The 23195-nt window shown below is 46.6% G+C and carries 22 protein-coding genes; 20 read left to right on the forward strand and 2 right to left on the reverse strand.

What is annotated here, in order from left to right:
* Window positions 1–70 precede the first annotated feature (70 nt).
* Both AC58P7_RS21960 and AC58P7_RS21965 read left to right on the forward strand, forming a co-directional pair.
* Window positions 71–1036 carry a PfkB family carbohydrate kinase gene (locus tag AC58P7_RS21960; protein ID WP_497346634.1) on the forward strand — a complete coding sequence of 322 codons (966 nt, stop codon included), beginning with the start codon at window positions 71–73 and terminating at the stop codon, window positions 1034–1036.
* A 192-nt stretch (window positions 1037–1228) separates the two neighbouring features.
* Window positions 1229–2467: an SH3 domain-containing protein gene (locus AC58P7_RS21965; RefSeq protein ID WP_497346636.1), complete on the forward strand. Its 1239-nt coding sequence runs from the start codon at window positions 1229–1231 to the stop codon at window positions 2465–2467.
* A gap of 172 nt (window positions 2468–2639) precedes the next feature.
* Here the strand turns inward: AC58P7_RS21965 and AC58P7_RS21970 are convergent, their stop codons facing one another.
* Complete coding sequence (locus tag AC58P7_RS21970; protein WP_497346638.1) at window positions 2640–3053, reverse strand: hypothetical protein; 414 nt, start codon at window positions 3051–3053, stop codon at window positions 2640–2642.
* A 138-nt stretch (window positions 3054–3191) separates the two neighbouring features.
* Between AC58P7_RS21970 and AC58P7_RS21975 the strand changes: the two genes are divergently transcribed.
* The 5 genes from AC58P7_RS21975 (at window position 3192) to AC58P7_RS21995 (ending at window position 8856) form a co-directional block, all read left to right on the forward strand.
* Window positions 3192–5546, forward strand: a complete 2355-nt coding sequence (locus AC58P7_RS21975) for a bifunctional diguanylate cyclase/phosphodiesterase (RefSeq protein ID WP_497346640.1) — start codon at window positions 3192–3194, stop codon at window positions 5544–5546.
* 39 nt (window positions 5547–5585) lie between these two features.
* Entirely contained in the window at window positions 5586–6923 is a 1338-nt protein-coding gene (locus AC58P7_RS21980) for an ABC transporter substrate-binding protein (RefSeq protein ID WP_497346642.1), read from the forward strand.
* 206 nt (window positions 6924–7129) lie between these two features.
* Window positions 7130–7654, forward strand: coding sequence for a hypothetical protein (locus AC58P7_RS21985; RefSeq protein ID WP_497346644.1), 525 nt, complete (start codon window positions 7130–7132; stop codon window positions 7652–7654).
* Window positions 7655–7666: 12 nt separating this feature from the next.
* Entirely contained in the window at window positions 7667–8173 is a 507-nt protein-coding gene (locus AC58P7_RS21990) for a DUF402 domain-containing protein (protein ID WP_497346646.1), read from the forward strand.
* Window positions 8174–8592: 419 nt separating this feature from the next.
* Window positions 8593–8856, forward strand: a complete 264-nt coding sequence (locus AC58P7_RS21995; RefSeq protein WP_497346648.1) for a hypothetical protein — start codon at window positions 8593–8595, stop codon at window positions 8854–8856.
* Window positions 8857–9116: 260 nt separating this feature from the next.
* On the opposite strand, the gene AC58P7_RS22000 is transcribed toward AC58P7_RS21995, so the two are convergent.
* Window positions 9117–9647, reverse strand: a complete 531-nt coding sequence (locus tag AC58P7_RS22000) for a hypothetical protein (RefSeq protein ID WP_497346685.1) — start codon at window positions 9645–9647, stop codon at window positions 9117–9119.
* 165 nt (window positions 9648–9812) lie between these two features.
* Between AC58P7_RS22000 and AC58P7_RS22005 the strand changes: the two genes are divergently transcribed.
* The 13 genes from AC58P7_RS22005 to AC58P7_RS22065 all read left to right on the forward strand — a co-directional run bounded on the left by AC58P7_RS22005 (window position 9813) and on the right by AC58P7_RS22065 (window position 22559).
* Window positions 9813–10628 (forward strand): aminoglycoside adenylyltransferase domain-containing protein, encoded by an 816-nt coding sequence (locus AC58P7_RS22005; RefSeq protein ID WP_497346650.1) that lies wholly within the window; start codon window positions 9813–9815, stop codon window positions 10626–10628.
* 259 nt (window positions 10629–10887) lie between these two features.
* Window positions 10888–11736: a DUF2935 domain-containing protein gene (locus AC58P7_RS22010; RefSeq protein ID WP_497346652.1), complete on the forward strand. Its 849-nt coding sequence runs from the start codon at window positions 10888–10890 to the stop codon at window positions 11734–11736.
* Window positions 11737–11945: 209 nt separating this feature from the next.
* Window positions 11946–12743, forward strand: a complete 798-nt coding sequence (locus AC58P7_RS22015; RefSeq protein WP_497346654.1) for an NPCBM/NEW2 domain-containing protein — start codon at window positions 11946–11948, stop codon at window positions 12741–12743.
* Window positions 12744–12947: 204 nt separating this feature from the next.
* A complete protein-coding gene (locus AC58P7_RS22020; protein WP_497346656.1) occupies window positions 12948–13724 on the forward strand; it encodes an ABC transporter ATP-binding protein in 777 nt (258 codons plus the stop codon).
* A 19-nt stretch (window positions 13725–13743) separates the two neighbouring features.
* A complete protein-coding gene (locus AC58P7_RS22025; RefSeq protein ID WP_497346658.1) occupies window positions 13744–14559 on the forward strand; it encodes an ABC transporter permease in 816 nt (271 codons plus the stop codon).
* A 29-nt stretch (window positions 14560–14588) separates the two neighbouring features.
* Window positions 14589–15446 (forward strand): ABC transporter permease, encoded by an 858-nt coding sequence (locus tag AC58P7_RS22030; protein WP_497346660.1) that lies wholly within the window; start codon window positions 14589–14591, stop codon window positions 15444–15446.
* Between the two features lie 37 nt (window positions 15447–15483).
* Window positions 15484–17070: an FAD-dependent oxidoreductase gene (locus AC58P7_RS22035; RefSeq protein WP_497346662.1), complete on the forward strand. Its 1587-nt coding sequence runs from the start codon at window positions 15484–15486 to the stop codon at window positions 17068–17070.
* Window positions 17067–17408 carry a 4Fe-4S binding protein gene (locus tag AC58P7_RS22040; protein WP_497346664.1) on the forward strand — a complete coding sequence of 114 codons (342 nt, stop codon included), beginning with the start codon at window positions 17067–17069 and terminating at the stop codon, window positions 17406–17408. The genes AC58P7_RS22035 and AC58P7_RS22040 overlap by 4 nt, the downstream gene beginning before the upstream one ends.
* A gap of 213 nt (window positions 17409–17621) precedes the next feature.
* A complete protein-coding gene (locus tag AC58P7_RS22045) occupies window positions 17622–19226 on the forward strand; it encodes an FAD-dependent oxidoreductase (RefSeq protein ID WP_497346666.1) in 1605 nt (534 codons plus the stop codon).
* On the forward strand, window positions 19223–19558 hold the full coding sequence (locus tag AC58P7_RS22050) for a 4Fe-4S binding protein (protein WP_497346668.1): 336 nt from the start codon (window positions 19223–19225) through the stop codon (window positions 19556–19558). The genes AC58P7_RS22045 and AC58P7_RS22050 overlap by 4 nt, the downstream gene beginning before the upstream one ends.
* Before the next feature lie 45 nt (window positions 19559–19603).
* The gene (locus AC58P7_RS22055) at window positions 19604–20656 is read left to right on the forward strand and encodes an ABC transporter substrate-binding protein (RefSeq protein ID WP_497346670.1); all 1053 of its coding nucleotides are present in this window, start codon (window positions 19604–19606) and stop codon (window positions 20654–20656) included.
* 33 nt (window positions 20657–20689) lie between these two features.
* On the forward strand, window positions 20690–21304 hold the full coding sequence (locus AC58P7_RS22060) for a nitroreductase family protein (protein ID WP_497346672.1): 615 nt from the start codon (window positions 20690–20692) through the stop codon (window positions 21302–21304).
* 4 nt (window positions 21305–21308) lie between these two features.
* A complete protein-coding gene (locus tag AC58P7_RS22065) occupies window positions 21309–22559 on the forward strand; it encodes an MFS transporter (protein ID WP_497346674.1) in 1251 nt (416 codons plus the stop codon).
* Window positions 22560–23195: the final 636 nt, after the last annotated feature.

The raw sequence follows: 23195 nt of genomic DNA on the forward strand, positions 1-23195 counted from the left end.
CGGCATTTCGAAGTAGGGATGCCGTCTAAGAATGGTTGCTACAAATAGAGACAGATAGGAGCAAAAGTATATGGTAGATGTCATCGCCCTTGGCGAGCTGTTAATCGATTTTACAATGGTCAATACCCCTTCTGGGGAGGCGGGCCTGTTTCAACGTAATCCGGGTGGAGCACCAGCGAATGTACTCGCCGCTCTGGCGAAACTGCATAGAAAAACCGCATTTATCGGCAAAGTAGGAGAGGATTCCTTTGGGCATTATCTCAAAGATGTGCTGATTACCAATGGGATTGACGTTACCGGTTTGGTGTTCTCCGAGACGGAGAATACAACGCTAGCTTTTGTCGAGCTGGATTCCACGGGGGAACGTTCATTTACTTTCTACAGAAAGCCTGGAGCTGATCGGATGCTGAAGAGTGATGAGATCCATACCGATCTTCTACGGGATTGCCGAATTTTCCATTTTGGTTCCATTTCACTGACCCATGAACCTGCTCGATCTGCAACGTCATTAGCAGTAAGTATTGCCAAGGAGTCTGGCGCCTTAATCTCGTATGATCCGAATGTACGCCTAGGCTTATGGCCTAGCGAAGCGGTGGCGAAGGAACAGATTTTGGCGGCGATGCCACTGGCAGATATGGTGAAGGTATCCGAGGAAGAGCTAGCTTTCTTGTTCCATACGACCGATTTACACGAAGGGACGGAGCTTATGTGGAAGCAATACGGCCACACGCTTATTCTCGTCACATTGGGATCGGAAGGATGCTTCTATCGCTGTGGAGAGAAGATGGGACGGGTAGCAGGTTTCCATGTACCCACAGTGGATACCACAGGTGCAGGCGATGCTTTTGTAGGTGGCGTTATGGTTAAACTGCTGGAGCAATCCCAACCTTTGGAGCGCTTAACGCAGACTGAATTGGAGGCGATTGTGACCTTCGGCAACGCCACAGGTGCCCTGGCTACAACGAAAAAAGGCGCCATTCCCGCCATGCCCTCGATGGAGGAAGTTCACACACTTATCGCGTCATCAAGAGCGTAGACATAGGAAATTTGGGGAGAGGGGGTTTATTAGTAAACGTGCTTCGATTGAATTTCCCATATCCATATAACTGGGATAAAACGGAAATAAATAACATAAAGATCCACTTTTTTTGAAACTTTATCCCCCTATTGACGTCAAATAGGAATGAACGATAACTGCCTATTTAATGAAAATGGAGGCGATTGCACGATGAAATATAAGTTGGCATTCCTATGCGGAGTCCTATGGAGCGCGTCTTTTTCTCAATTGGTTGTTGCGGAGGAATGGTCTCCAAACCTACCGAAAACAATTACGCTTTTACATGAAACGAAGTTATATGCAAGCCCCAATGAATCCTCCCCATCATGGGCATCGTTGACTCCGCAGGACGTTCAAACGGTTGGCGCAGAAACGGATTGGTATAAGCCTTTTCCCAATGAACAGAAATGGGTGAAAATTCACACAAGCTGGCTGGGCGATCAATGGGTACATATTGATTTTCATGAGATCGGTTGGTTGGTGCTAAAAGATGAGTTTCTAGATGTATCGGGCCCTATGCCGTTGTACAATGAACCAGAGTTTGGCTATACAGGAGCGACACTGAGTAGTCAAATTGTTCATACTAAAGGGATATTTTATCGTCCCTTGCAAAATCCGACTTGGTTACTCGACACCTGGCTAGGCGACAAATGGTTCACGCCATCAGACGGATTGGTGATAGAGGATGTATCCAAAGTATCACCTGATGTCCAAGTGAACTTGCAAGGAAAAGCATCACTTTTTAACGCTCCCTCTAATCAACCTTATATCCCTTACGCGGCGGTGATTGAACCCCAAATTGTAAGCGCGATTGCTAGGCATGGGGACTTTTACAAGGTAACCACGAAAGATGGCAAGCAAGGTTGGGTCTCGCATAGATATGAACAGCCAACTGGCATAGAAGAAATCAATACCGACATCATTTTGACCAGTAAAACATCCATATACGCTTATCCCAATCTTCAAAGCTTCTTGGATCCATTAGCACCACAAACGGTACATGCACATGCGAAGATGCAAGATATTTGGGGCAATACCTGGGTTCAAATTCGAACTTGGGAGGGGGATGCTTGGATCCTTCATAATGGCAGCGCGGAACTCAATCCGAATAAAATCCCTGACGACAACGGATACATTCATGTATTCCCCCAAACAATCTCAGGAGATAAAACAGTTCGGGGGCGTATATACGTAGTGAACATGCCGCAATACGAGGGCTACGGCGGTTATAGCTTCACTTTGCAAATGATAGACAGTAAAGGAAATCTCATAGCTAGTGCCGAAACGAGCGTTTCAGGTGTGCAGCAAAATGACGACATTCCATTTACGACTGTGTTGGACAATTTCGACGAGAGCTTTTCCAACTATACATTCCGACTCTCAAATGTGAAATTCATAAGAGCTTATTAGGTTGTAGAGGTTAGCACATTCTGAGCTTACTAAGAAATTCGCTAACAAGCAGGAAATCATTCGTTCCTATATACTCAAGGAGGGGAATGAAGCATATTACCGGCAGAGGAATAGTCTCATCAGCGTCACAAGAAAAGCCATCCGGCAAAGGATGGCTTTTCTTCATCTTCAATTATTGCGGATAAAAAGCCAACATAGCCGCCGGTAAAATTTGAAACTTTATAGGTGCGCCGGAAACTGATCTTGCTTCAATTGTTAACTTAGACACGGGGCCATTCAATGCGATTCCCATTCCTTGCATTTTGTAATCTTTCTGTGTGTTGGTAAAGACGAATTTGGCACATTCAATGCCAGCTTGTGTTACAACCCGCACTTCTACTGGATTTTGAGCTGAACATGATGGACACGCAAAGCTGAAATCTAGCTGACTATAAGTAATTCCTTTCGTTTCGAACTCGACTTTACTTTTGGTGGAGCATAAGTGCCTATAATAGGAATTTTTAAGGTAATTTGGATGAAACGCCCAAAAGTATACGCCAATAGCTGGAAACCTTTTTGGAAGGAATAAGTAAGGATTAGTCGTCATGCTAATACATTATTAATGCTTTTCTATAAAGATACTAAACATTTCTGATATAGTATGAAGATAAAAAGTTAAGTGGATACAAAATGAGATCGTTCCAAAAACCAGTATTTGTAAAGTAGACGGGAGTTGACTATCTTTTTGATACATACATTATCCAAGTTTGCTAAGCGATGGCGGTACTATTTCAAAATGTTTCGCAAAGACCCAAACGTGCAATCGGTGGGTCTAAAGCTGTTTGTTTGGGCAGTTGGCGGCACGGCCATTCTCTTTGTCGGCTTCAGTTTTTTTTCTTATTCTCATTCGCAACAAATCGTCATAGACAAGGTGACATCAGCAACCAAGCAGACCGTAGCGCAATCAAGAGACACGTTAAATATTATTTTTCGTAATTATGAGGATTTAACCTTTAGTATTTTGACAGATGAGGAAATGTTGAATCAACTGGGTGTGTACGGGAGTAAAACAGCCAGTCAGACCGAAAAGTTTGCCGCCCGGAATAAAATTGTTGAGAGCTTCGTCATTCGTTTCTTTAGTAAAAGTGATATTACGAATATTCACCTGATTCCGCTTGACACGAAGCTGAAAGAAATCACGACGGATACACTGCATGCCGAATCCATCGATTACAGCAAAGAGGAGTGGTTTCAGAAGGCGGTAATAGCGAATGGTGAAATCGGATGGCTCGAGACGAGAAGAAGTGGCTACTCGAATTTAGGACAACCATCTTTTGCCATCAATAGACTCATTAAATTGAATTCGGGTATGAAATATGTGCTCCTTATCGAGATTAGTTCCGAGGTGTTGAAGCGATCGATAGGTGACCTCCAAAGTGGCGAATTGGTCATTTTGAATCCGGCGAACCAACTGCTAACCAGGACGAATTCGGAAGTAGAAGGAGATTTCTATCGAATTCCTAATTTGTTTCTTGCGAATCCGATTCATGCTGACCACCCCTCCGAAAGTAAAACGATCAAGGTAGACGGGGAGATGCAGTTGGTTGTTGCGGAAAAAATAGCGGCAAGCGATTGGATTGTCCAAGCGGTTATCCCAGGATCGGAATTGTTTAAAGATGCGAATACGATTGGCAATAGTATGCTGATTAGTATGGTGGGTATTGCCGTTATTACTTATTTGTTTAATTACTTCTTACAAAGGCGGCGGAATGCTAAGAAAATCCGATATATGGCGTATCATGATCATTTGACAGATTTAGCGAACCGCAAATTATTTATGGAGGTTATAGAAAAGGAGATTCAATTAGCGCAATTGAATAAGCTGGCGTTTACCGTTCTGTTCCTAGATTTAGATCGATTCAAAATTATTAATGATACATTTGGACATGAGGCTGGCGACAAGCTGCTCATCGAAACCGCACGCCGACTAGAAGACACCTTGGATAAGAATTGTACAATTGCTCGTTTTGGCGGGGACGAATTTTTAGTACTGATACCGGGCTTAGGGGACCCAAACGCGATTCTGATAACCATTCAACAAATCACACTTCAGATTCAAAAGCCTGTGTACTATGAAGAGAAAGAACTACATGTGTCTGTGAGTATAGGCGTTAGCATCTATCCACAAGATGGTAATGACATCAAGAGCTTGACCAAGCATGCGGATACCGCGATGTACAATGCGAAGGAAAGCGGCAGAAATAATCACAAGTTTTATAACACCACGATGGAGAAAAACGCGTACGAAAAGCTCTCTTTAGAACGCGATCTACGTAAAGCAATAGAGCGTGACGAGTTGTTTCTCTATTACCAGCCTCAAATTGAACTGAATTCGGGGTGCATTATTGGTGTTGAAACGTTAGCAAGGTGGAATCATCCGAAGCATGGTTTCATTCCTCCTTCTGAATTTATTCCGATTGCTGAGTATTCACGTCTTATCGTTCCTATCGGCAATTGGATTCTACATACCGCGTGTAAACAAAATAAGGCTTGGCAGGATGCCGGGCTCCCTAAGGTGCATGTTGCCGTCAACTTATCCATTCACCAATTCCAAGACTCGGAGATCATCCATACCGTTGCTCAGATTTTACAGGAAACTGGATTGGAACCGCAGTATTTAGAATTGGAAATTACGGAATCGATTGCGATGCAAGATGTGGAGAAAGTTATTTTAACCTTACAAGGCTTGTATGCCTTAGGTGTGAAAATTTCTATCGATGATTTTGGCACAGGCTATTCTTCGTTAAATTATTTAAAAAACTTTCCGATTCAACGGTTGAAAATTGATAAATCGTTTTTGGATGAAATTGTGTTCAACGAGAAGGAACGTGCCATCGTTGGGGCCATCATCATCATGGCACATAGTCTGAATTTGCGAGTGACGGCCGAAGGCGTAGAGACGATGGAGCAAGTTGCGTTATTACAAGCATACAAGTGCGATGATATTCAGGGTTATATATACAGCCGTCCCATTCCGACAAGTGAATGCACAGAACTGCTGGCAGAAAGAAAGGCGTATGAAACAACGGGGAAACACTGACAGAATGGCTAACCATTTGAGCGCGAGGGGGACACCATGATGAGGATTAGACAACGAGAAAGGAAGAATTGGATATTCATAAATTTGATTGTGCTTGTTGTATGCGTGATGGGGTGTTCAAGCCAGGAACACCAAGCGGCAACTTCAACCTCATCGCCAGCCAATAACAACAAAGTTACGCTGCGTATGATCGAGAGCTTAACGAATCCGAATCGGACCGTTATTTTAAAAGGCTTGATTGCTCAATTTGAGAGCCAAAACCCCAATATCCATGTGGAGCTAATTTCACCTCCTTTTACGCAGGCCGATATTGCCATAAAAACGATGCTGAATGTGAAGCAAGAGCTCGATGTTTTGGAGGTCAGAGATATTAATGTCGCTGATCTGGCGGACCAAGAATATATTGACCCATTAAACGAGTACACGGCTTCTTGGGATCAAATGAACACCATGTCTAAAGCAGCCAAATCGATTTCTGTTGTCGGCGGTAAGACTTACTTTATAGCTAACGGTTTGTACCAACGGCAAATGTTTTACAGAAAGGATTGGTTTGAAGCTGCAGGTCTTAAGCCGCCTTCATCTTGGGAAGAGATTTATGAAACGGGTAAAAAACTGACAGACCCTGCCAAGAATCGGTATGGCTTTTCCTTTCGTGGAGCTAAGGGGTCCATTTCAAACTCGGATACATTGATACTCGCTTATAATGGTGATCACGTTAATCTGGAAGACGGTGAATTTTTGAAAGACGGGTCGACAATCTACGCCTCTCCTGAAGCGGTGAAAGCGTTGGAATTGTATCTGAACCTGTATAAGGAAGTTTCGCCGCCTGACTCCATTTACTGGGGATTCCAAGAACAGGTAGAGGCTTTCATCTCAGGTGTGACAGGGATATTGCTGCAGGATCCGGATGTGATTCAAACCATACAAGACAAAATGCAGCCTGGAACGTGGACGACAGCGCCATTACCAACAGGGCCAAATGGTAAAGCTTTAGTGAAGGTTGGTGGGGCTGGCTGGGGAATCGCCTCTTATTCCAAACATAAGGCGGAAGCATGGAAGCTGATCGCCTTTCTTTCCGACGCGAAGCAAAACATGGAATTATCCAAAAAATACGGCTTAATCCCGATTCACACATCCGCAGCATCTGATGCTTTTTTTCAAACAGGTCCTTATAAAACATTGCTCGACATGACACTCAAGCCGGAAACTTATCTCATATTCAAACCGCCGTTTCAATATCCTGGGAACAGTAACTGGGACAAGGTAGCAATGGAATCTGGACAAGCTATGCTGTTAGGGAAGGCAACCATTCAGGACACATTAAGCAAGTGGGATGGTTTCTGGAAGGAACAGAAGAGAAATGTTGAAATAAAATAGCCTTAGGCTAAATAGCGGAGATTATCGCGCATCTTAGAAATGGGGCTCTTTATCTAATCCAAGTGAATTCCTTCAATCGTGATAGAATAGAATTGATTCGTATGTTGAAACAAGAATTTATTGAACATGATGAGCATCATAATATGCAAATTTCAAGTTTTCTAGCGTGAGCTAACCGTTACTTGAAGCGGGAGGACCCAAGGGTGATGCCAGATATTAGAAATGTAACAAGTGTAATTGAAAAATTGGATCAATCCAGCATTAGCTACTCTTTGGGTGGAAGTGGTTTAATGCTTAGCTTGGGGTTAACAAACACGGTGGGTGACTGGGATGTCATGGTGGAAGTCCCGAAAGATCGCGTGATGAATGCTTTACAGCACGAGCAAATCGAAGAAATAACAAGTGGTGAGTACCCTTTTGGAACCAATTATAAGCTAGTCGTTCATAGCGCTGGACCTCAAGTCGAAATCATCGGGGGACTCTCGATCTATACCCATAAAGGCCTATGTAGGCTCCCTTCCATCTCATGTTCCATTTGGAACGGCATTCAAGTTGGCAGTCCTGAAGTCTGGTATGTTGCTTATGCGCTAATGAAAAGGATGGAGAAAGCAGCAGTATTGCTTGCTTATTTGAAGGAAGTCGGAGCTAATCCCGAAATTATTAAAATAGTGATGAATGAACCGCTGCCTGACGAGGTATTGGAGGAAATCAAGTCACTGATCGAAACTTAAAAGGATGAAACAATGGAAAATCAAATCACAATTCAGGCTTTGAAATATGGAAATCGCCTACATTACGAATGGAACACGACCTTATTAGAAAAGACGGATTCACATATTGTTGTTTTGGGTGAACACGGACGGAAATTGCACCATTATACGAAACAAAATGTTTTTACGGTTGAGAATTGGACCATTGAATTTTTCTCCTTTGATTCGTGGTTTACGGTAAGCGCTGATGTTGTTGACGGTAAATTCGAACAATTTTATTGCAATATCAATCAGCCTGCGGTGATGAGGGGGAATACGGTTTCTTTTGTAGATTTAGATCTAGATTATGTGCAGAGAGATGGTGTGTGGAAGGTTGTTGATGAAGATGAATTTGCGACTAATGCCATCAAATTTGCTTATCCCGAGGATCTGATTCAACGAGCGGAACAAGAGTTAAATAGTCTAAAAGATAGGGTTAGAAAAAAGGAATTCCCATTTGATGGCTCACTCGAAAAGTTTATGGATTGTATTCCTAGATAAAGCAGGTAACAATATTGATCTTGAAAAGTAAGCTAGGCATCGAAAGCATGCTGATTGCAAATATCTCGGGAGCCGAGATATCGATCTGTTGATCGTTGGTGAAACGAATGAATGGGAAACCAACGAATAGGTGAGAGACGCGGCAGGTTATGGTTTATTGAGGAATTTCATTTTAAATTCTCATCATGATGATGAGTGGAAGAAATCGCCTGCTTTTTAATGAAAAAGGAGCTTGCTTTGTGAACTGCACCTCCCATTGTTAGTTATGTCTAACAATGGGAGTGCAGTTCATCGCGGCGGCTCCTTTTTGCATTGCAATTTAATTGTAGATTTCTCTAACGGTCAAATGGCATAATTAGGAAAGTGAGCAGCATTTCAATGCCAAGAATGAGTCAATCCTAGGAAGGAGTTTTGCTATCATGCAGCGGTTCAAATTTATGTATAAGCAATTCTTAAAAGAGCCTCTTTGGTTTAAAATACTTGTTCTATCAACGTTGGTTTTCTCGATTGTTTTTAGTAGTTCAGACTTTGCGAACGAAGGCTATTATCAAAGTGTTGCTAAATTGGCTGCGGCAATCTTTTTTTGTACATATGCTATCAAATTGCGGAGGAATATAAGGGTTTCTGGTGCTTTTTATGTTGTTGCGGGCTTATGCCTTTATCTGGCATGGGATAGGTTTTGAGGTTGAATGTTTGAAAATTAGGGAAGTATGTTCCGGCAGCCTTCTCAATGGATCAATATGTAATTTGAATTTGGTTCCTTGATTAGCGATACTGCATGAAGCTTGAAGTGAGCTAACACTCACAAAAAGCCATCCCCAAAAGGATGGCCACTTATTACAGAACGAACACCATCTGGGCTAGCACAGGCATGCACTTCGGTTTGAACGTGGTGTATGGTTTGTTTTTTGGAGTTTTGGGCAATTTTCCATTCACACAGATGCTACTTCTTTTTCTTCTTACGTTTACTAGCCAACGTATTCGAAGCCTTTCCGTTCCCACCGACAGCGTGTTGTTGCTTGGTTCCAGGGCTTTCGATGGCAGAGTTAGTCCCACTCGTGCTGTACTTTCCAGCACCGCTTGCCACTTGGGTGGCTGAAGCGTTAGCTGCGCGCTTAGGGAGCTTAACAACTTGATCATTAATGACAACGATGATTTCTTTGCCCTTACGACGTATTTCGGATAGGCTTTTGCTATCATAATATCTGCCTTTGGCGGCCTTTGCTATTTTGTTCTTAGCTTTGCCGCCTGCTCCAACGCTTTGCTGTTGTTGACTATTCGGCGATTTAATAGCGGCGTTGCTGCCAGCGGCACTGCTCCTGCCTGCACCACTTGCGAGTTGCGTTGTGTTAGGGGCATTCGTAAATTGATGGTTTACGACGAAAACCAGTCTATCAATGCCATGAATCGGCGATTGCGTAATAATGCGCTTTTTCCCTTTTTCTATAATAATTGTGAGACGGTCTGATTTCATAGCCACGCAGATCCTCCCCATAGGTGTTTTCTCTTAAGTATATGTCCACTGGACAAATTGGTAAGGGATAACTGCTGAGTGGGTGAAAAAGGTGTGATTTGGCTTTGGAATAACGTATATTCATCAAAGACTAGAAATAAATAGAAGACACAAAGGAGGCCCCCCATGCTACCCATCACCGTGGCCGTAACCATGCAAAAGCTATGCAACTCTTTGCATACTCATTTAGGCGACAACTTAGAGTCCGTTTATGTCTACGGCTCGACTGCACTCGGTGCCTACATCGAGGGCTCAAGCGACATTGATTTTATAGCTCTGGTCAGACGGCCCCTCAGTTCATCAGAAATAGATGGCATTGCTCAAGCGCATGCAGAGGTGGAGCTTGCAATGCCGGGCACGGACATCATGGGTTCGTATATTCGCAGAGAGGATCTTGATAAATCCTACACAGCAATCCCAATCTACACCACGTATTACAATCAACAAATCAATACGAATGGTACAGGAGCGGATATTAATCCAGTTACCATGCAAGTGCTGCGAAAGTACGGAATTTGTGTCTATGGGGAGGACGCCCCCTTCACCTACAACGCTTCAATAAACGAATTGTTAACTTACGTTCTGGGCAATTTGAACACCTATTGGGCAAGCTGGATCAATCGACTAGAGACTAATACAGTGACGATTTCCTCACACAACACCATGGGCGAAGAACATTTGAACGAAGCCGTAGAATGGTGCACGTTAGGTATGCTAAGGCAACTTTACACGCTAAACGAACAGGACATCACCAGCAAAATTGGAGCCGGTGAATATGGTCTCACGATCCTCCCTGAACGTTGGCATCCTTTGGTTAGAGAGGCCATTGCAATCAAACGCCGGCAGCCATTCTCATCAATATACGCCTCCCAAACGACACGTCTTCAAGACTTAGTTGAACTACTCCGGTATATTCATACCGCATGTAACCAGCCTTCATAAAACAACAAAAAGCCTGAATCCTCAACAGGACGCAGGCTTTCCCTCTATTTCCTCCTAATCACCAACACCCCATAAGGTGCGAGCGTGACCTTCCCCACAACCATAGAACCATCTTCTCCGAAGGGATAACGCCGGAGCAGTTCAGGCTGCTGCGGAAATCGTAGCAGAAAGTAGTAAAAACCTGCACTAGTTGTCCTATTTTCACATCCTATGGCATATAGACAGGCACAACTCATTATACATGGGATAGGAGAACATCATGGTGAGGAGAGTGCCCGAATTGTCGAATGAGTTTGTGATGCGTTCATTAGATGAGGTCAGGTTCTGGTCACGTATTATGAAAGAACATTCCTTATTTCTCAAATTGGGTTTTCGATGTGAGGACACGCAGCTGATTCAAGAAGCGGATCATTATTATCATATATTTGAGCATATCGAGGGTCGATCCCATTCGTATACAGAGCTGACAGACCCTGAACAAATTAGACGATTCAATACGGAAGTGTCTTCGGCGGTCGCACATATTTGGGCGTTCAAAAGAAAGGTTCTCGGACTCATCATCCAATGCAAGCTGCCTGGCGGTAACAACTTTCCGCTGTTAGTCGACCATACCAGTCGAGAGGCGAATTATTTCCGAAACCGACTACACGAATTAAATACAGGAAGATTAGAACCGTTACCCGACGCGATTATTGATGAAAATGTGTTCTTTTTACGTATCATGGCGGATCACGCCAAGTTTATCGGTCATCTTCTGGATCCATCGGAACGTCAGCTCGTGGAACAAGCGCGGAATTTTAGTCATGATTTTGACCAACTCCTCTTCCAAGCCATTGATTTAAGCGGGATGAGGCCTCAATCCCAAACCGATCCGCTCTTGGACCAGTTCCTAGACCAGAATCGTGTCTCTGTCGTGGCTCTCCGTGATTTCAAAAAGACAGCGCGAGAGTTAATCGAGGCTTGCAAAATCAAGAGCATTATCCATCCCTTGCTGGCTGATCACGTGTTCCGTGAGGCGGAGCGCTTCTTAACGATTATTGATATGTTTGAGCAGTGTTTAGTAGGGAATCCCATGGAGGGAATCCGGGAGGAGCATAGGGGGCATTAATCAAAGTAACGCCTACTACGAAATGTGTAGTGGGTTTTTTATTGTTTATATTGTAAAAAAAATGTAAAACTTTATAGAATCTTAAGTGATCTCTAACTTTTATCGACAAAATACAACAAATACAAGGCGCCTCTTCATGTAGAATACGGAAAGATATCGTTTCTTAATAGAGACAACATACTAGAAAAAAGAAAGCAAGGGGAATTCGAATGAGAAGATACGTACAAGGTTTTATTGGGGGATTTTTGATTTGCCTTTTATTGTCAGGAACAGTTGTCTATGCAGCAGGTAGCTCCAAAATTGAAGTGTATTTCAAAAACATAACGTATTTGTTTGATGGGGTTAAGAAGGCACCTCCTCAGGATGCCAAAGGTTTCATTTATAACGGAAGCACCTACGTACCACTCCGATTTATAACTGAAACATTAGGTAAAGAAGTGAAGTGGGATGGAACTACGGAGACGATCTCGATTGGGAAAAGTAGCGCTCCCACAAATACGCCTTCACCCACACCTGCTAGCAGTGGTTTAGAGCAGAATGAGAAGTATTTAAGTGAACTCGTCTATGACACAAAAGAGGGAGACGCCTATGCTTTCTTAAGTCTAGATAATTGGGAGAAATTTGCTTGGAATACGATTACCGGAGATCCTTTTGAGATTCATGGCATGATATTTAGACATGGTTTAGGTGTGCATTTGAACAAAACAGTTCCACCTTGGGAAATGAAAAGCGGGGGTGCCGTCACTTATTCATTAAACGGTCAATATAAGAAGCTGACAGGATACGTTGGCATCGATGATTCTGTTAGTACAAGCAAAGGTAAAGGCACGTTAACCGTAACTGGTGATGGCAAGGTATTATCAGTTACAAGTGATGTGATGGCCGGTCTAGATTCGATTGCCATCGATGTCGATATTACGAACGTGAACGTCCTTGAAATACGATTCCAGTCCAATCGAAACGATCAAATTAATTTAGTTTTGGCTGAGGCGAAGTTAGTTAAATAATGCATGTATAAGGGAGATATCCTATGAATTAAATAAATGGCCAAAAACTCTATATCCGATAAAACTTATAGGAATATAAGAAAATAATATTGACGAAGTTTCATGTGGAGTGGTAATCTGGAAATGTGACCACCGTATGAACGGAGACGCTATTCTCTTTCGAGAGAAAAGTGTCTTTTTTTATTTAAAAAGGAGTTGAACCTGATGAGCCAACCGTTATTGAAACTCGAGCATGTGAACAAAACTTTTCAGTCTAGCAAAGGGTCTGTTCAAGCCTTGCACAATATTCAGCTGCAAGTGAAAGAAGGGGAATTTATTACAGTCATAGGTCCCAGCGGCTGTGGCAAAAGCACGCTGCTCAAGATCATCGCCGGACTGGATGTTGCGCATACCGGGGAGGTTCAACTGGGCGGTCAGGTGATACAAGGACCAGGCATTGACAAGGGCTTTATTTTCCAAGAGCCAAGGCTGTTTCCGTGGTTGACTGTAGAGAAAAATATCGCCGCCGACCTTTCGCTAAGAGACCCCGAAGTTCGAAAGAAAGTGGATGAACTGATTGAGCTTGTCCGCTTAGACGGCTTTCAAAAATCGTTCCCAAGGGAGCTATCTGGCGGAATGGCCCAGCGTGTGGCGATTGCGAGAGCACTGCTTCGAAATCCGAAGGTGCTGCTGCTTGACGAGCCGTTCGGCGCGCTTGACGCATTTACGCGAACACACATGCAGGAAGTGTTGATTGATATTTGGCAAAAAAATAAAACGACGATGATTTTCGTCACGCATGATATTGATGAGGCCATCTATCTGGCCAATCGTGTTGTGATCCTTAAACCGAGGCCCGGCGCTATAAGGAACATTGTCTCCATTGATTTGCCGATCCCTAGGAAGAAGACGACGACGTCTTTTCAGGAGCTGCGCCTCAAGGTACTCAGTGAATTCGAGAAAATTGAAGAACTTGAATTGATCGATAGCTCGGGCATTTAAGAAGGAAAGGGGGATACCTATGAGCCAGCAACAAGGACAATTAGCAAGTGTTGATCAGCTGAGATTCAAACAACGGGTAAATCGAGCTTTGCTCGGTGCGTTGGTGCCATTACTCGTTCTACTTGCCTGGCAAGTGTTAGGCCAATTAGGTGTGATTTCATCCTTGCTATTTCCAACGCCGATTCGCATTTTGGGCGCAGGTGTTCGACTCATTCAAACGGGTGAGCTCTATGACAATATCAAAATTAGTGTGCTGCGTGCGCTGTTCGGCTTCATCCTTGGCGGTTCGTTGGGGCTTGCCTTCGGGATTCTCGTTGGTTTATTCCGCAAGACGGAGAAAGCATTAGATCCTACGGTCCAAATGCTCCGCATGGTACCCCACTTGGCGATAGCGCCTTTATTCATTCTATGGTTCGGTATCGGGGAAACGGCCAAAATTCTACTCATTGCCAAAGGGGCCTTTTTCCCGCTGTATATCAATGCTTTTCTTGGTATTCGCGGTGTGGACAACAAGCTGTTTGATGTAACGCGCGTGCTAGGGTTTAGCAAATGGAAGCAAATCATCCGTTTAACGATTCCCGGAGCACTCCCTCATATTTTATTAGGGGTTCGAATATCGCTGGGCGTATCCTGGCTGGGCCTTGTCGTGGCTGAATTAATGGGATCGACCTCCGGAATCGGCTATATGATGTCGGATGCCCGCCAATTTTCCAAAACACCCGTTGTGTTCGTTGGAATTATTCTATTTGCAGTTTTTGGTATCGTAGCAGATTCCGCTGTCAGGCTGCTTGAACGTAAATGGCTGAGCTGGCGAGACAGCTACAAAGGGCACTAATCGTACGGAACGTTAAAGGGGGAGAAGGTATGAGCAATAGTGTCAAAGCACTGAGTCAAGCCACGCAGGCAATCGGGAAATCGAAGAGCCAGAAGCTAGAGTTTGTTCGGATCAAATGGTTGTGGGAGAAAGTGAACGATTTCGTCATCGGTTCGATTGTGCCATTATTACTGCTAGTCATCTGGCAAGTATCGGGAGACTTGGGGCTGTTTTCGCCTTCCTTTTTACCTACGCCCTTACAAATTGCTGCAGAATTTCGCACATTAATCGGTTCGGGCGAGCTCTCCCAGCACTTAGCGATTTCCCTGCAACGCGCCGTCATCGGCTTTCTAATTGGAGGGTCCATCGGACTGCTATTCGGCTTTTTCGTTGGTTTTGTTCAAAAGCTGGAGGTTTTGCTGGATCCATCTTTTCAAATGCTGCGCATGATCCCGCATCTGGCGATCGCGCCGTTAATCATTCTTTGGTTCGGGTTTGGTGAGGTTTCCAAAATCGTCATCATCGCGAGCGGTGCCTTTTTTCCGATGTATATCTATACCTTCTTAGGCATTCGAAATGTAGATTACAAATTATTCGAGGTCGCGCAAGTGCTGAATTTTAGCAAAACGAAACAGATTTTCCGCTTGATTCTCCCAGCTTCCTTGCCTGGCATCCTCTTAGGCTTACGCTTATCGGTGGCGATTTCTTGGCTGGGCCTCGTTGTAGCGGAGTTGATCGGATCGCAGGAAGGGATTGGGTTCTTGATTAATTATGGCAAACAAAATTCAAGCGCTGAGCTGATTTTCGTCGGGGTCATCATTTTTGCGGTTATTGGTAAGCTCGTAGATTCGCTTGTGCGTTGGTTGGAAAGAAGATGGTTGAGCTGGCGAGACAGCTTCCAAGGTTAACAGAACATCAGGGGGGATTGTGATGAGCTCGGGCAAAATGACAAAATTAGAAGCCGATGTCTTGGTCATCGGCGGCGGTCCAGCCGGAGCATGGGCAGCTTGGAGCGCAGCTAGGCAGAAGGCGAGGGTCATCCTCGTAGACAAAGGATTTCTAGGCTCCAGCGGAGCTACCGCTCCAGGAGGAACGAATCTGTTGTATCTGCCTCCAGATCCAGAGCTTAGAGAGAAGGCTGTCCAACAGCGGTATAAGGAAAGCGGGTATTTGGCAGAGCCCGCTTGGATCCATCGTGTGCTCGATCAAGTGTATGAAAGCTTGCTGTTAGTGGAGAAATGGGGCTATCCATTTCGCCGTGATGAGCAGGGTGTTCCGTTGCGCGATCATTTGCAGGGACCTGAATATATGAAGCTGATGCGAAGGCAGGTCAGTCGTGCGGGTGTGAAGATTCTTGATCAGTCTCCAGCCCTAGAGCTGCTCGTCGATGAACATGGGGTTGGCGGTGCGCGAGGTATTTCGCGGTTGGATGATTCCGAATGGGAAATCCGAGCGAATGCCGTCGTAATTGCAACGGGAGGCTGTGCTTTTCTAAGCAAAGGCTTGGGTTGTAACGTCCTTACAGGTGAGGGCGTGCTGATGGCGACGGAGCTTGGTGCGGAGCTATCCGGTATGGAATTTACGCGCCAGTATGCGCCTAGTGCTGCTTTTGGTACGGTGACCCGTGGCCGATTGCTGAACTGGGCCACTTATACATCAGAGGATGGGACGGTGCTGCAAGGCGGAGGGCCGAGAGCTGGCGATTTTCTGCCTAAAATGCTGAGCAAAGGTCCCGTCTATGCGGTTCTTAACCACGCCGACACGGAAGAAAAACAGCAAATCCTGCGCAAATCGCACGCGATTTTCTTCGTACCGCTGGATCGCGCAGGCATCGATCCCTTCACAGAACGGTTCCCGCTTACGCTCCGCTATGAGGGAACCGTCCGCGGGACGGGCGGCATCCGCCTTACCGATGAGAGCTGCGCCTCAACGGTTCCGGGCCTTTATGCCGCCGGGGATGCCGCCACCCGTGAGCGCGTCACGGGTGCCAAGTCAGGCGGAGGCGCGTTCAACGCCTCCTGGGCTATCTCCTCCGGCACGTGGGCCGGTGCCGGAGCTGCGAAGCATGCGCTGGCGCTGGGGCGCAGCGCTGCCGCAAGAGATCTGCGACCAGCAGGCCGCTACGGCCTGGTCGACGAGACCGCAGCCCCCGAGCGCATCCTTGATGCGGGGGGCTTGGTAGAGGCTGTTCAGCGTGAGGTCTTCCCGCTGGACATCAATTACTTCCGCAGTGAGCCCGTGATCCGTCAATCGCTGGCGCGATTGAACGGTCTGTGGGCGAGCTTGCGGGGAGCGTCCGTGCAGAGGGCGGTGCAGGGTCGGGTTCGGGCGCGCGAAGTCGCTGCGATGATCGCGACGGCGAGGTGGATGTACACCGCAGCGCTCGAACGCAAGGAGACGCGGGGTTTGCATTCGCTTCAGGAGTATCCGGACATAGACCCTGCGCAGCAGTACCGCTTGATTGTCTCGGGGATTGATGAGATTGAGCTGCGCAAAGAAGCAACAGCGGATCAGGAGGTTGTTGCACGATGATTGAATTTGTCAGCAGCGAACGCTGTGTAGGGTGCACGCTATGCGTGAAGGTGTGTCCAACCAACGTTTTTGATAAAGGGATCGATGGCATTCCGAGCATCGCTAGGCAGGAAGATTGCCAGACTTGTTTTATTTGTGAAGCCTATTGTCCAGTGGATGCCTTGTATGTGGCGCCATTTGATTCACCTCTGGAGGATATTCCGACGGAAGCGGAGCTTATCGAAGCCAATTTGCTGGGGAGCTGGCGAGAAACGCTTGGTTGGGGCAAAGGGAGAACAACCTTGGCAGAATTGGATACAACACCATTTATTGACCGCATTTTACCGCCACGACGATAGGATGACCTTAAAAAATAGTGTTGACGGCTTTCAAATACGGTGCTACTATGTTCCTAATCATAGTAAACAACTTGGTTTTATCGGCATATAATTGCATACAACTGTCCAACCGTACACACGGAGGCGTTCCTACATAGGAATGCCTCTTTTTGTTTCAAGGACTGGTGAGGGGTATACAGGCAAGCATTTTACATTTTAGGGGAGGTCATGTAAATGGCAAAGGTTTGGGAAGATAACGAATTGCGTCTCGCAGCGGATGTGCTTGTAATTGGCGGAGGTCCAGCGGGAACGTGGGCGGCCTTAACGGCTGCAACAAATGGCTCGAAAGTGATCCTCGTGGATAAAGGCTACTGTGGAACGAGCGGGGCAACGGCGCCATCCGGTACGGGTGTTTGGTACATCAAGCCAGACGAAAAGCTGCGCGAGGAAGCCAGGCAGAGTCGGTATTTGTTGGGAGGCAAGCTAGCTGAGGTTCCTTGGATGAATCGGGTGCTCGATCGCACCTATGAGAACATGAACAAACTGGGTTCCTTGGGGTATCCGTTTCCGAAGGATGACATCGGCGATCCTTATAAGCGCGGTTTGCAGGGGCCCGAATACATGAAGCTGATGCGTAAATTGGTTCAAAAAGCGGGCGTACAAATCCTCGATCACAGTCCCGTGCTCGAATTGCTTGCAGATGAGCATGGCGTTGGTGGCGCAACAGGGGTTAGAACGCAAAGCGGCCAAACCTGGACGGTAAGAGCAGGGGCTGTGGTGATTGCTACAGGCGGATGTGCTTTTTTAAGCAAAGCATTAGGTACCAACGTGCTGACGGGGGATGGCTATTTATTGGCTGCTGAAGCTGGGGCCGATTTCTCGGGGATGGAATTCTCGAATGCGTACGCGATCTGCCCGACATTTTCTTCTGTGACTAAAACAGCTTACTACCGCTACGCTTCCTTCTACCACGAGGATGGATCGATTGTAGAAGGAGCAGGTTCACAACGTGGACGCTCGATCATTGCACGGAATTTGCTGCAAGGCCGTCAGGTCTATGCCAGCTTGGATCAAGCGCCAGAGGACATTCGTCCGTTATTGCGTGTGAATCAAACGAATTTCTTCCTGCCTTTTGATCGACTTGGTATCGATCCATTCAAAGATAAATTCCCTGTCACCCTTCGGTTAGAAGGCACGGTGCGCGGAACTGGTGGTATTCGCATCGTTGATGAGCAATGCTCGACCATTGTCCCAGGCTTATATGCGGCTGGAGATGCAGCAACTCGTGAGCTAATCTGTGGAGGTTTCACAGGCGGCGGCAGTCATAATGCGGCTTGGGCGATGTCGTCCGGTTCATTCGCAGGGGAAGGTGCTGCTACATTTGCTAAAGATCTTGGAGATAAAGCGGCCAATCGTCAGTTAAAAAGTGTCTCAACCACCACCTTCACGAAGTCGGGCTCAGGTCAGATTTTAAGCAAAACGGGCGAAGCCATTCAAGCGGTCCAAGAGGAGGTCATGCCGTATGACCGCAATTTGTTCCGTACCCAGAAAGGGTTGGATGGATCGATAAACCGTCTTGATGGACTTTGGACGGATCTGCGCGAACGTGTAACAACGCTGGACTTAGCAGGCGTTCGTCATCGTGAAGCAGCAGCTATGACAGCTACGGCTCGTTGGATGTACAACACGGCTCGTGAGCGTACGGAGACCAGAGGTATGCATAAACGTGAGGATTTCCCAGACATTGATGCATCGCAAAGATACCGTTTAATTAGCGGTGGGCTGGATCAGGTGTGGACGCAAAAGGCAGAAGTGAACAAGGAGGCTGTTACCCCATGATTGAGTTAGTCAGCGAGTCCAAATGCGTAGAATGCAACATCTGCGTGTCGGTATGTCCGACGAATGTATTTGATCGCGTAGAAAATGGTATTCCGGTCATTGCTAGGCAAAGCGACTGCCAAACCTGCTTCATGTGCGAGCTGTACTGTCCAGCAGATGCGCTCTATGTCGCGCCGGATGCCGAGGGACCGACGCTTGTGAAAGAAGACATCCTAGATGAACAAGGATTCTTTGGTGGTTATCGGGAGAAAGTCGGCTGGGGGAAAGGACGCAAACCAGTCGCGGAGCATCCCTATATTTATGAATTAACGAAGCGAACTTCCATCGGGTAATTACAGTTAGTACCCTTTGTTGTCAAATTGAAAGGAGAATGAAAGATGATAGAGAGACAGAAGCAAAGTAAAAGGGGATTCGGATTTTTCCGTACCACACATTTGATTATTGTATTAGCGGCAATGGTCGCTTTCTTAGCGGCGTGCGGTAATTCCGACGGGGGAGCCAAAACGGCAGGTGCCAGCGCAGCTGCAACTAGCGGCATAGCCGCTAAAGTGCAACCGCCAACGGTGATTAATTATGGCTATATTGGCACGAACAAGCTGAATTTCCCAGGTGGAGCAGAGGGTTGGGGCTTGTACAAAGGGATCATCCAAGAGGAACTCAAAAAATATGGCATCACCGAGGTCAAACTTGTTGCTTTCCCGAATGGGCCTGACCAAAGCGAGTCGTTGATCAGCGGCAGATTGGATTTTGGAAGTCTGGGCGATACGCCAGCGCTGCTTGCTCGTTCGACTGGGGCGAAGACGAGAGCCATTTTACAAGGCTCAACGGATAATGTAGGTTATTTGATCGGTAAAAAAGGCGGTCCAACCACGGTTGCTGATTTGAAAGGCAAAACGGTCGCGATTCAAAAAGGCTCCTTCATGCACCGCTATATTGCCGGCCTTGTAAAGGAACAAAATGTGCCTGATGTGAAGTTCATCCATATGTTGCGCCCTGATGGTGAAGCGGCTTTGTCTCGTGGCGAAGTGGATGCGATGACGAACAGTGCGATCTTTGCTTTAAAACAAATTGAGAATGGCTTCCCATTGATTGATGATGCCTCCAAACATCCGAATTTGATCGGAGGTAGCGTTACGGTTGTCTCAGAGGACTATCTGAAGAAATTCCCTGATTTCGCGAAGGTGTGGAATGAAGCTAGGGGGAAAGCGCTCAAGGATTTACAATCCAAACCGGATGAATATTATCAATTTTTATCCCAATTGAATGGGTTCACGCCGGAGTTGAACAAGAAGGTTACACCAATTTCGTCGATCAAGGATGTTAATTTTACCGATGATGGTGTGAAGCTGCTCGATGGTACGAAGAAATTCTTGGTTGATGAGAAGCTGGCGGAGAAGGATTTTGATCTGAATCAGTGGCTTTTAAAATAAAAGTGCTAGACCTATTCGGAAAGGAAGATGAACATGTCCATATCAACACAAACTGGTAATCAAGCTGTTTTATCCCCTGAGGTGGAAGCCCATCGCAAGGCGGATTATCCTGTGCATTCGCTGTTTCTAAATCGTTGGTCGTCACGTGCTTTTGAAGCGAAGGAAGTGACGAACGAGACGCTAAATACGATTCTTGAGGCTGCTCGCTGGGCACCGTCGAGCTCAAATTTGCAGCCGTGGCGATTCGTTGTCGCACACACGGAGGAGCAGAAACAGAAGTTTCAATCATTTATTAAGCCGAACAATCGCTTATGGACCGATCATGCTCCTGTTCTCTTGTTGCTCTTGTCCCACAAGCTTCGCCAAGATGGCGAACTAAACGGTGCGCATGCGTTTGATGCAGGCGCGGCTTGGGCGTCTATTGCTTTTCAAGCGCACTTGTCAGGTCTAGCTACGCGTGCTGTTGGCGGGTACGACAGAGAAATAGCACGTGAAGTGTTGCAAGTCCCAGCGGACTATGAGCTTCACGCGGTTATTGCCTTAGGCTACCGTGGAGCGCGTGAAACGTTGGCCGAGGACTTCCAGCAGCGAGAGCTTCCGAACGGCCGACGCGCGCTGAAGGAAAGCATAATCGAAGGATCTTTCTAACTCCATGGATCCGTGGAATCGGCAGTTTACAGCGTTGCTCTCTGTACAATTGCTTGTATCAACCGCTCACGGCATGTTCGTTCCCCTCTTGCCCAGCTTCCTTCAGGATGTTGGGCATGTGAGTGGGGATTCCCTTTACATATGGTCAGGTGCGATATTCTCCGCCAATTTCATGATCATGATGCTGGCGATGCCCTTCCTCGGACGCATCGGTGATCGCTACGGACGTAAGCCTGTCATGCTGTGGTCTGGATTTGGGATGACCCTCGTCACGGCCTGCATGTCACTTGCTACCGAGCCTTGGCAGCTGGCGCTGCTGCGATTGGCGCAAGGTTGCTTCACCGGCATCCTGCCATTCACGATGGTGCTGATCTTGATCGGCGCTGCGAAAAACAAGGTCGGCGTCTCCGCTGGCACCATGCAAATGATGGGCGAGACCGGTTCGTTGATCGGACCGCTGATCGCTTCAGCGTTGCTATCCTTTTACTCGGTTCGAGGCTCGTATCCGGCCATGAGCATCTGCATTTTACTCGCGACCGTTAGCGTGCTTTGCTTTGTCAAAGAAGGCCCCGTTGCACCTGTCGTATCCAAAGCGGAACGGAGCACATTGCTGTCCGATTGGAAGCACATCTGGCGGATGAAGCCGCTGCCCTCGCTCCTACTAAGTGCCCTATGCATTAATTTCGCGCTAGTCGGGACGAATCCGATTATCCCTTACTACGTACGGCAATCCACGCATACGTTCTCCTTTCTGAACGATCAATGGCTGCTCGGCATTACCTTATCAGCGACATCCCTTGCTGTTATTGTTTTCTCCCCGTTGCTGGGCATGCTCTCCGATCGTGTAGGTCCTCTATTATTGCTGAAAATAGCGACCAGTACCGCGTTTCTCCTGAGTGTTGTGCAAGCTGTGACGCATCTTTATCCGCTGATACTTGCGTGTCGGTTTCTGCTCGGACTGTGCGTTGCGGGCATGATGCCGAACATTCAAGCCCAGGTGCGAAGCTTAGTTCGCAAGGGCATGGAGGGGCAGACCTTCGCCATGGTGAACTCCTGGATGTTCTTGGGCTCCCTATCCGGCCCACTTCTCGGTGGTGTTATCGTCGCTCATCTCGGCATTCGTGGTTGGTTTATTACGGCCATGCTCGTCTTTGGCATCAGTTGTTGGCAAGCCTTTCACATCGGGAGCTTTCAGTCACGGAAGGCGGAGCTGGAAGTGACTCAAGCAGGGCAGCGTGTGCCTACAGTGGGTTGATTGGTAAAAGAACCCGAACCCGAACCCGAACCCGAACCCGAACCCGAACCCGAACCCGAACCCCATCCTGATCCGGAGCCGATCCAGACTAACGAGCCCTTAGGGGTTCGTTTTTTCGTTCCTTTAAGGAAACCATTGTAGATACAACAGAATCGAAGCTTCCAGTAGTTCGAAGCTCATTCGCAAGGGAACGTGGATGCGCTATTTTCGCGAAAATAGCGTAATTCACACGGATGGGGAACGTAGATGCCTTATTCCCGAGAAAACAAGGGAAAACACATCCTAATTGGATAAATAGCGAACTGACGTTCCTCTCACACTCAAATTAGCCGATAAAATGCTCCAATAGTGCACTAACGTTCCCCTTCATCTCAATTTAGCATGTTTAAGTGCCTTATACCGACCCCAATTCCCACACTAGCACTAACTTAAGTATCGCGTCCTACTTAGTATCATTTAACTAGTCTAAGTTCTCCTAGCGCCCCAATTCCCACATTAGCACTAACTTAAGTATCGCGTCCTACGTAGTATCATTTAACTAGTCTAAGTTCTCCTAGCGCCCCAATTCCCACATTAGCACTAACTTAAGTATCGCGTCCTACGTAGTATCATTTAACTAGTCTAAGTTCTCCTAGC

Source organism: Paenibacillus sp. J22FR5 (assembly GCF_059691975.1).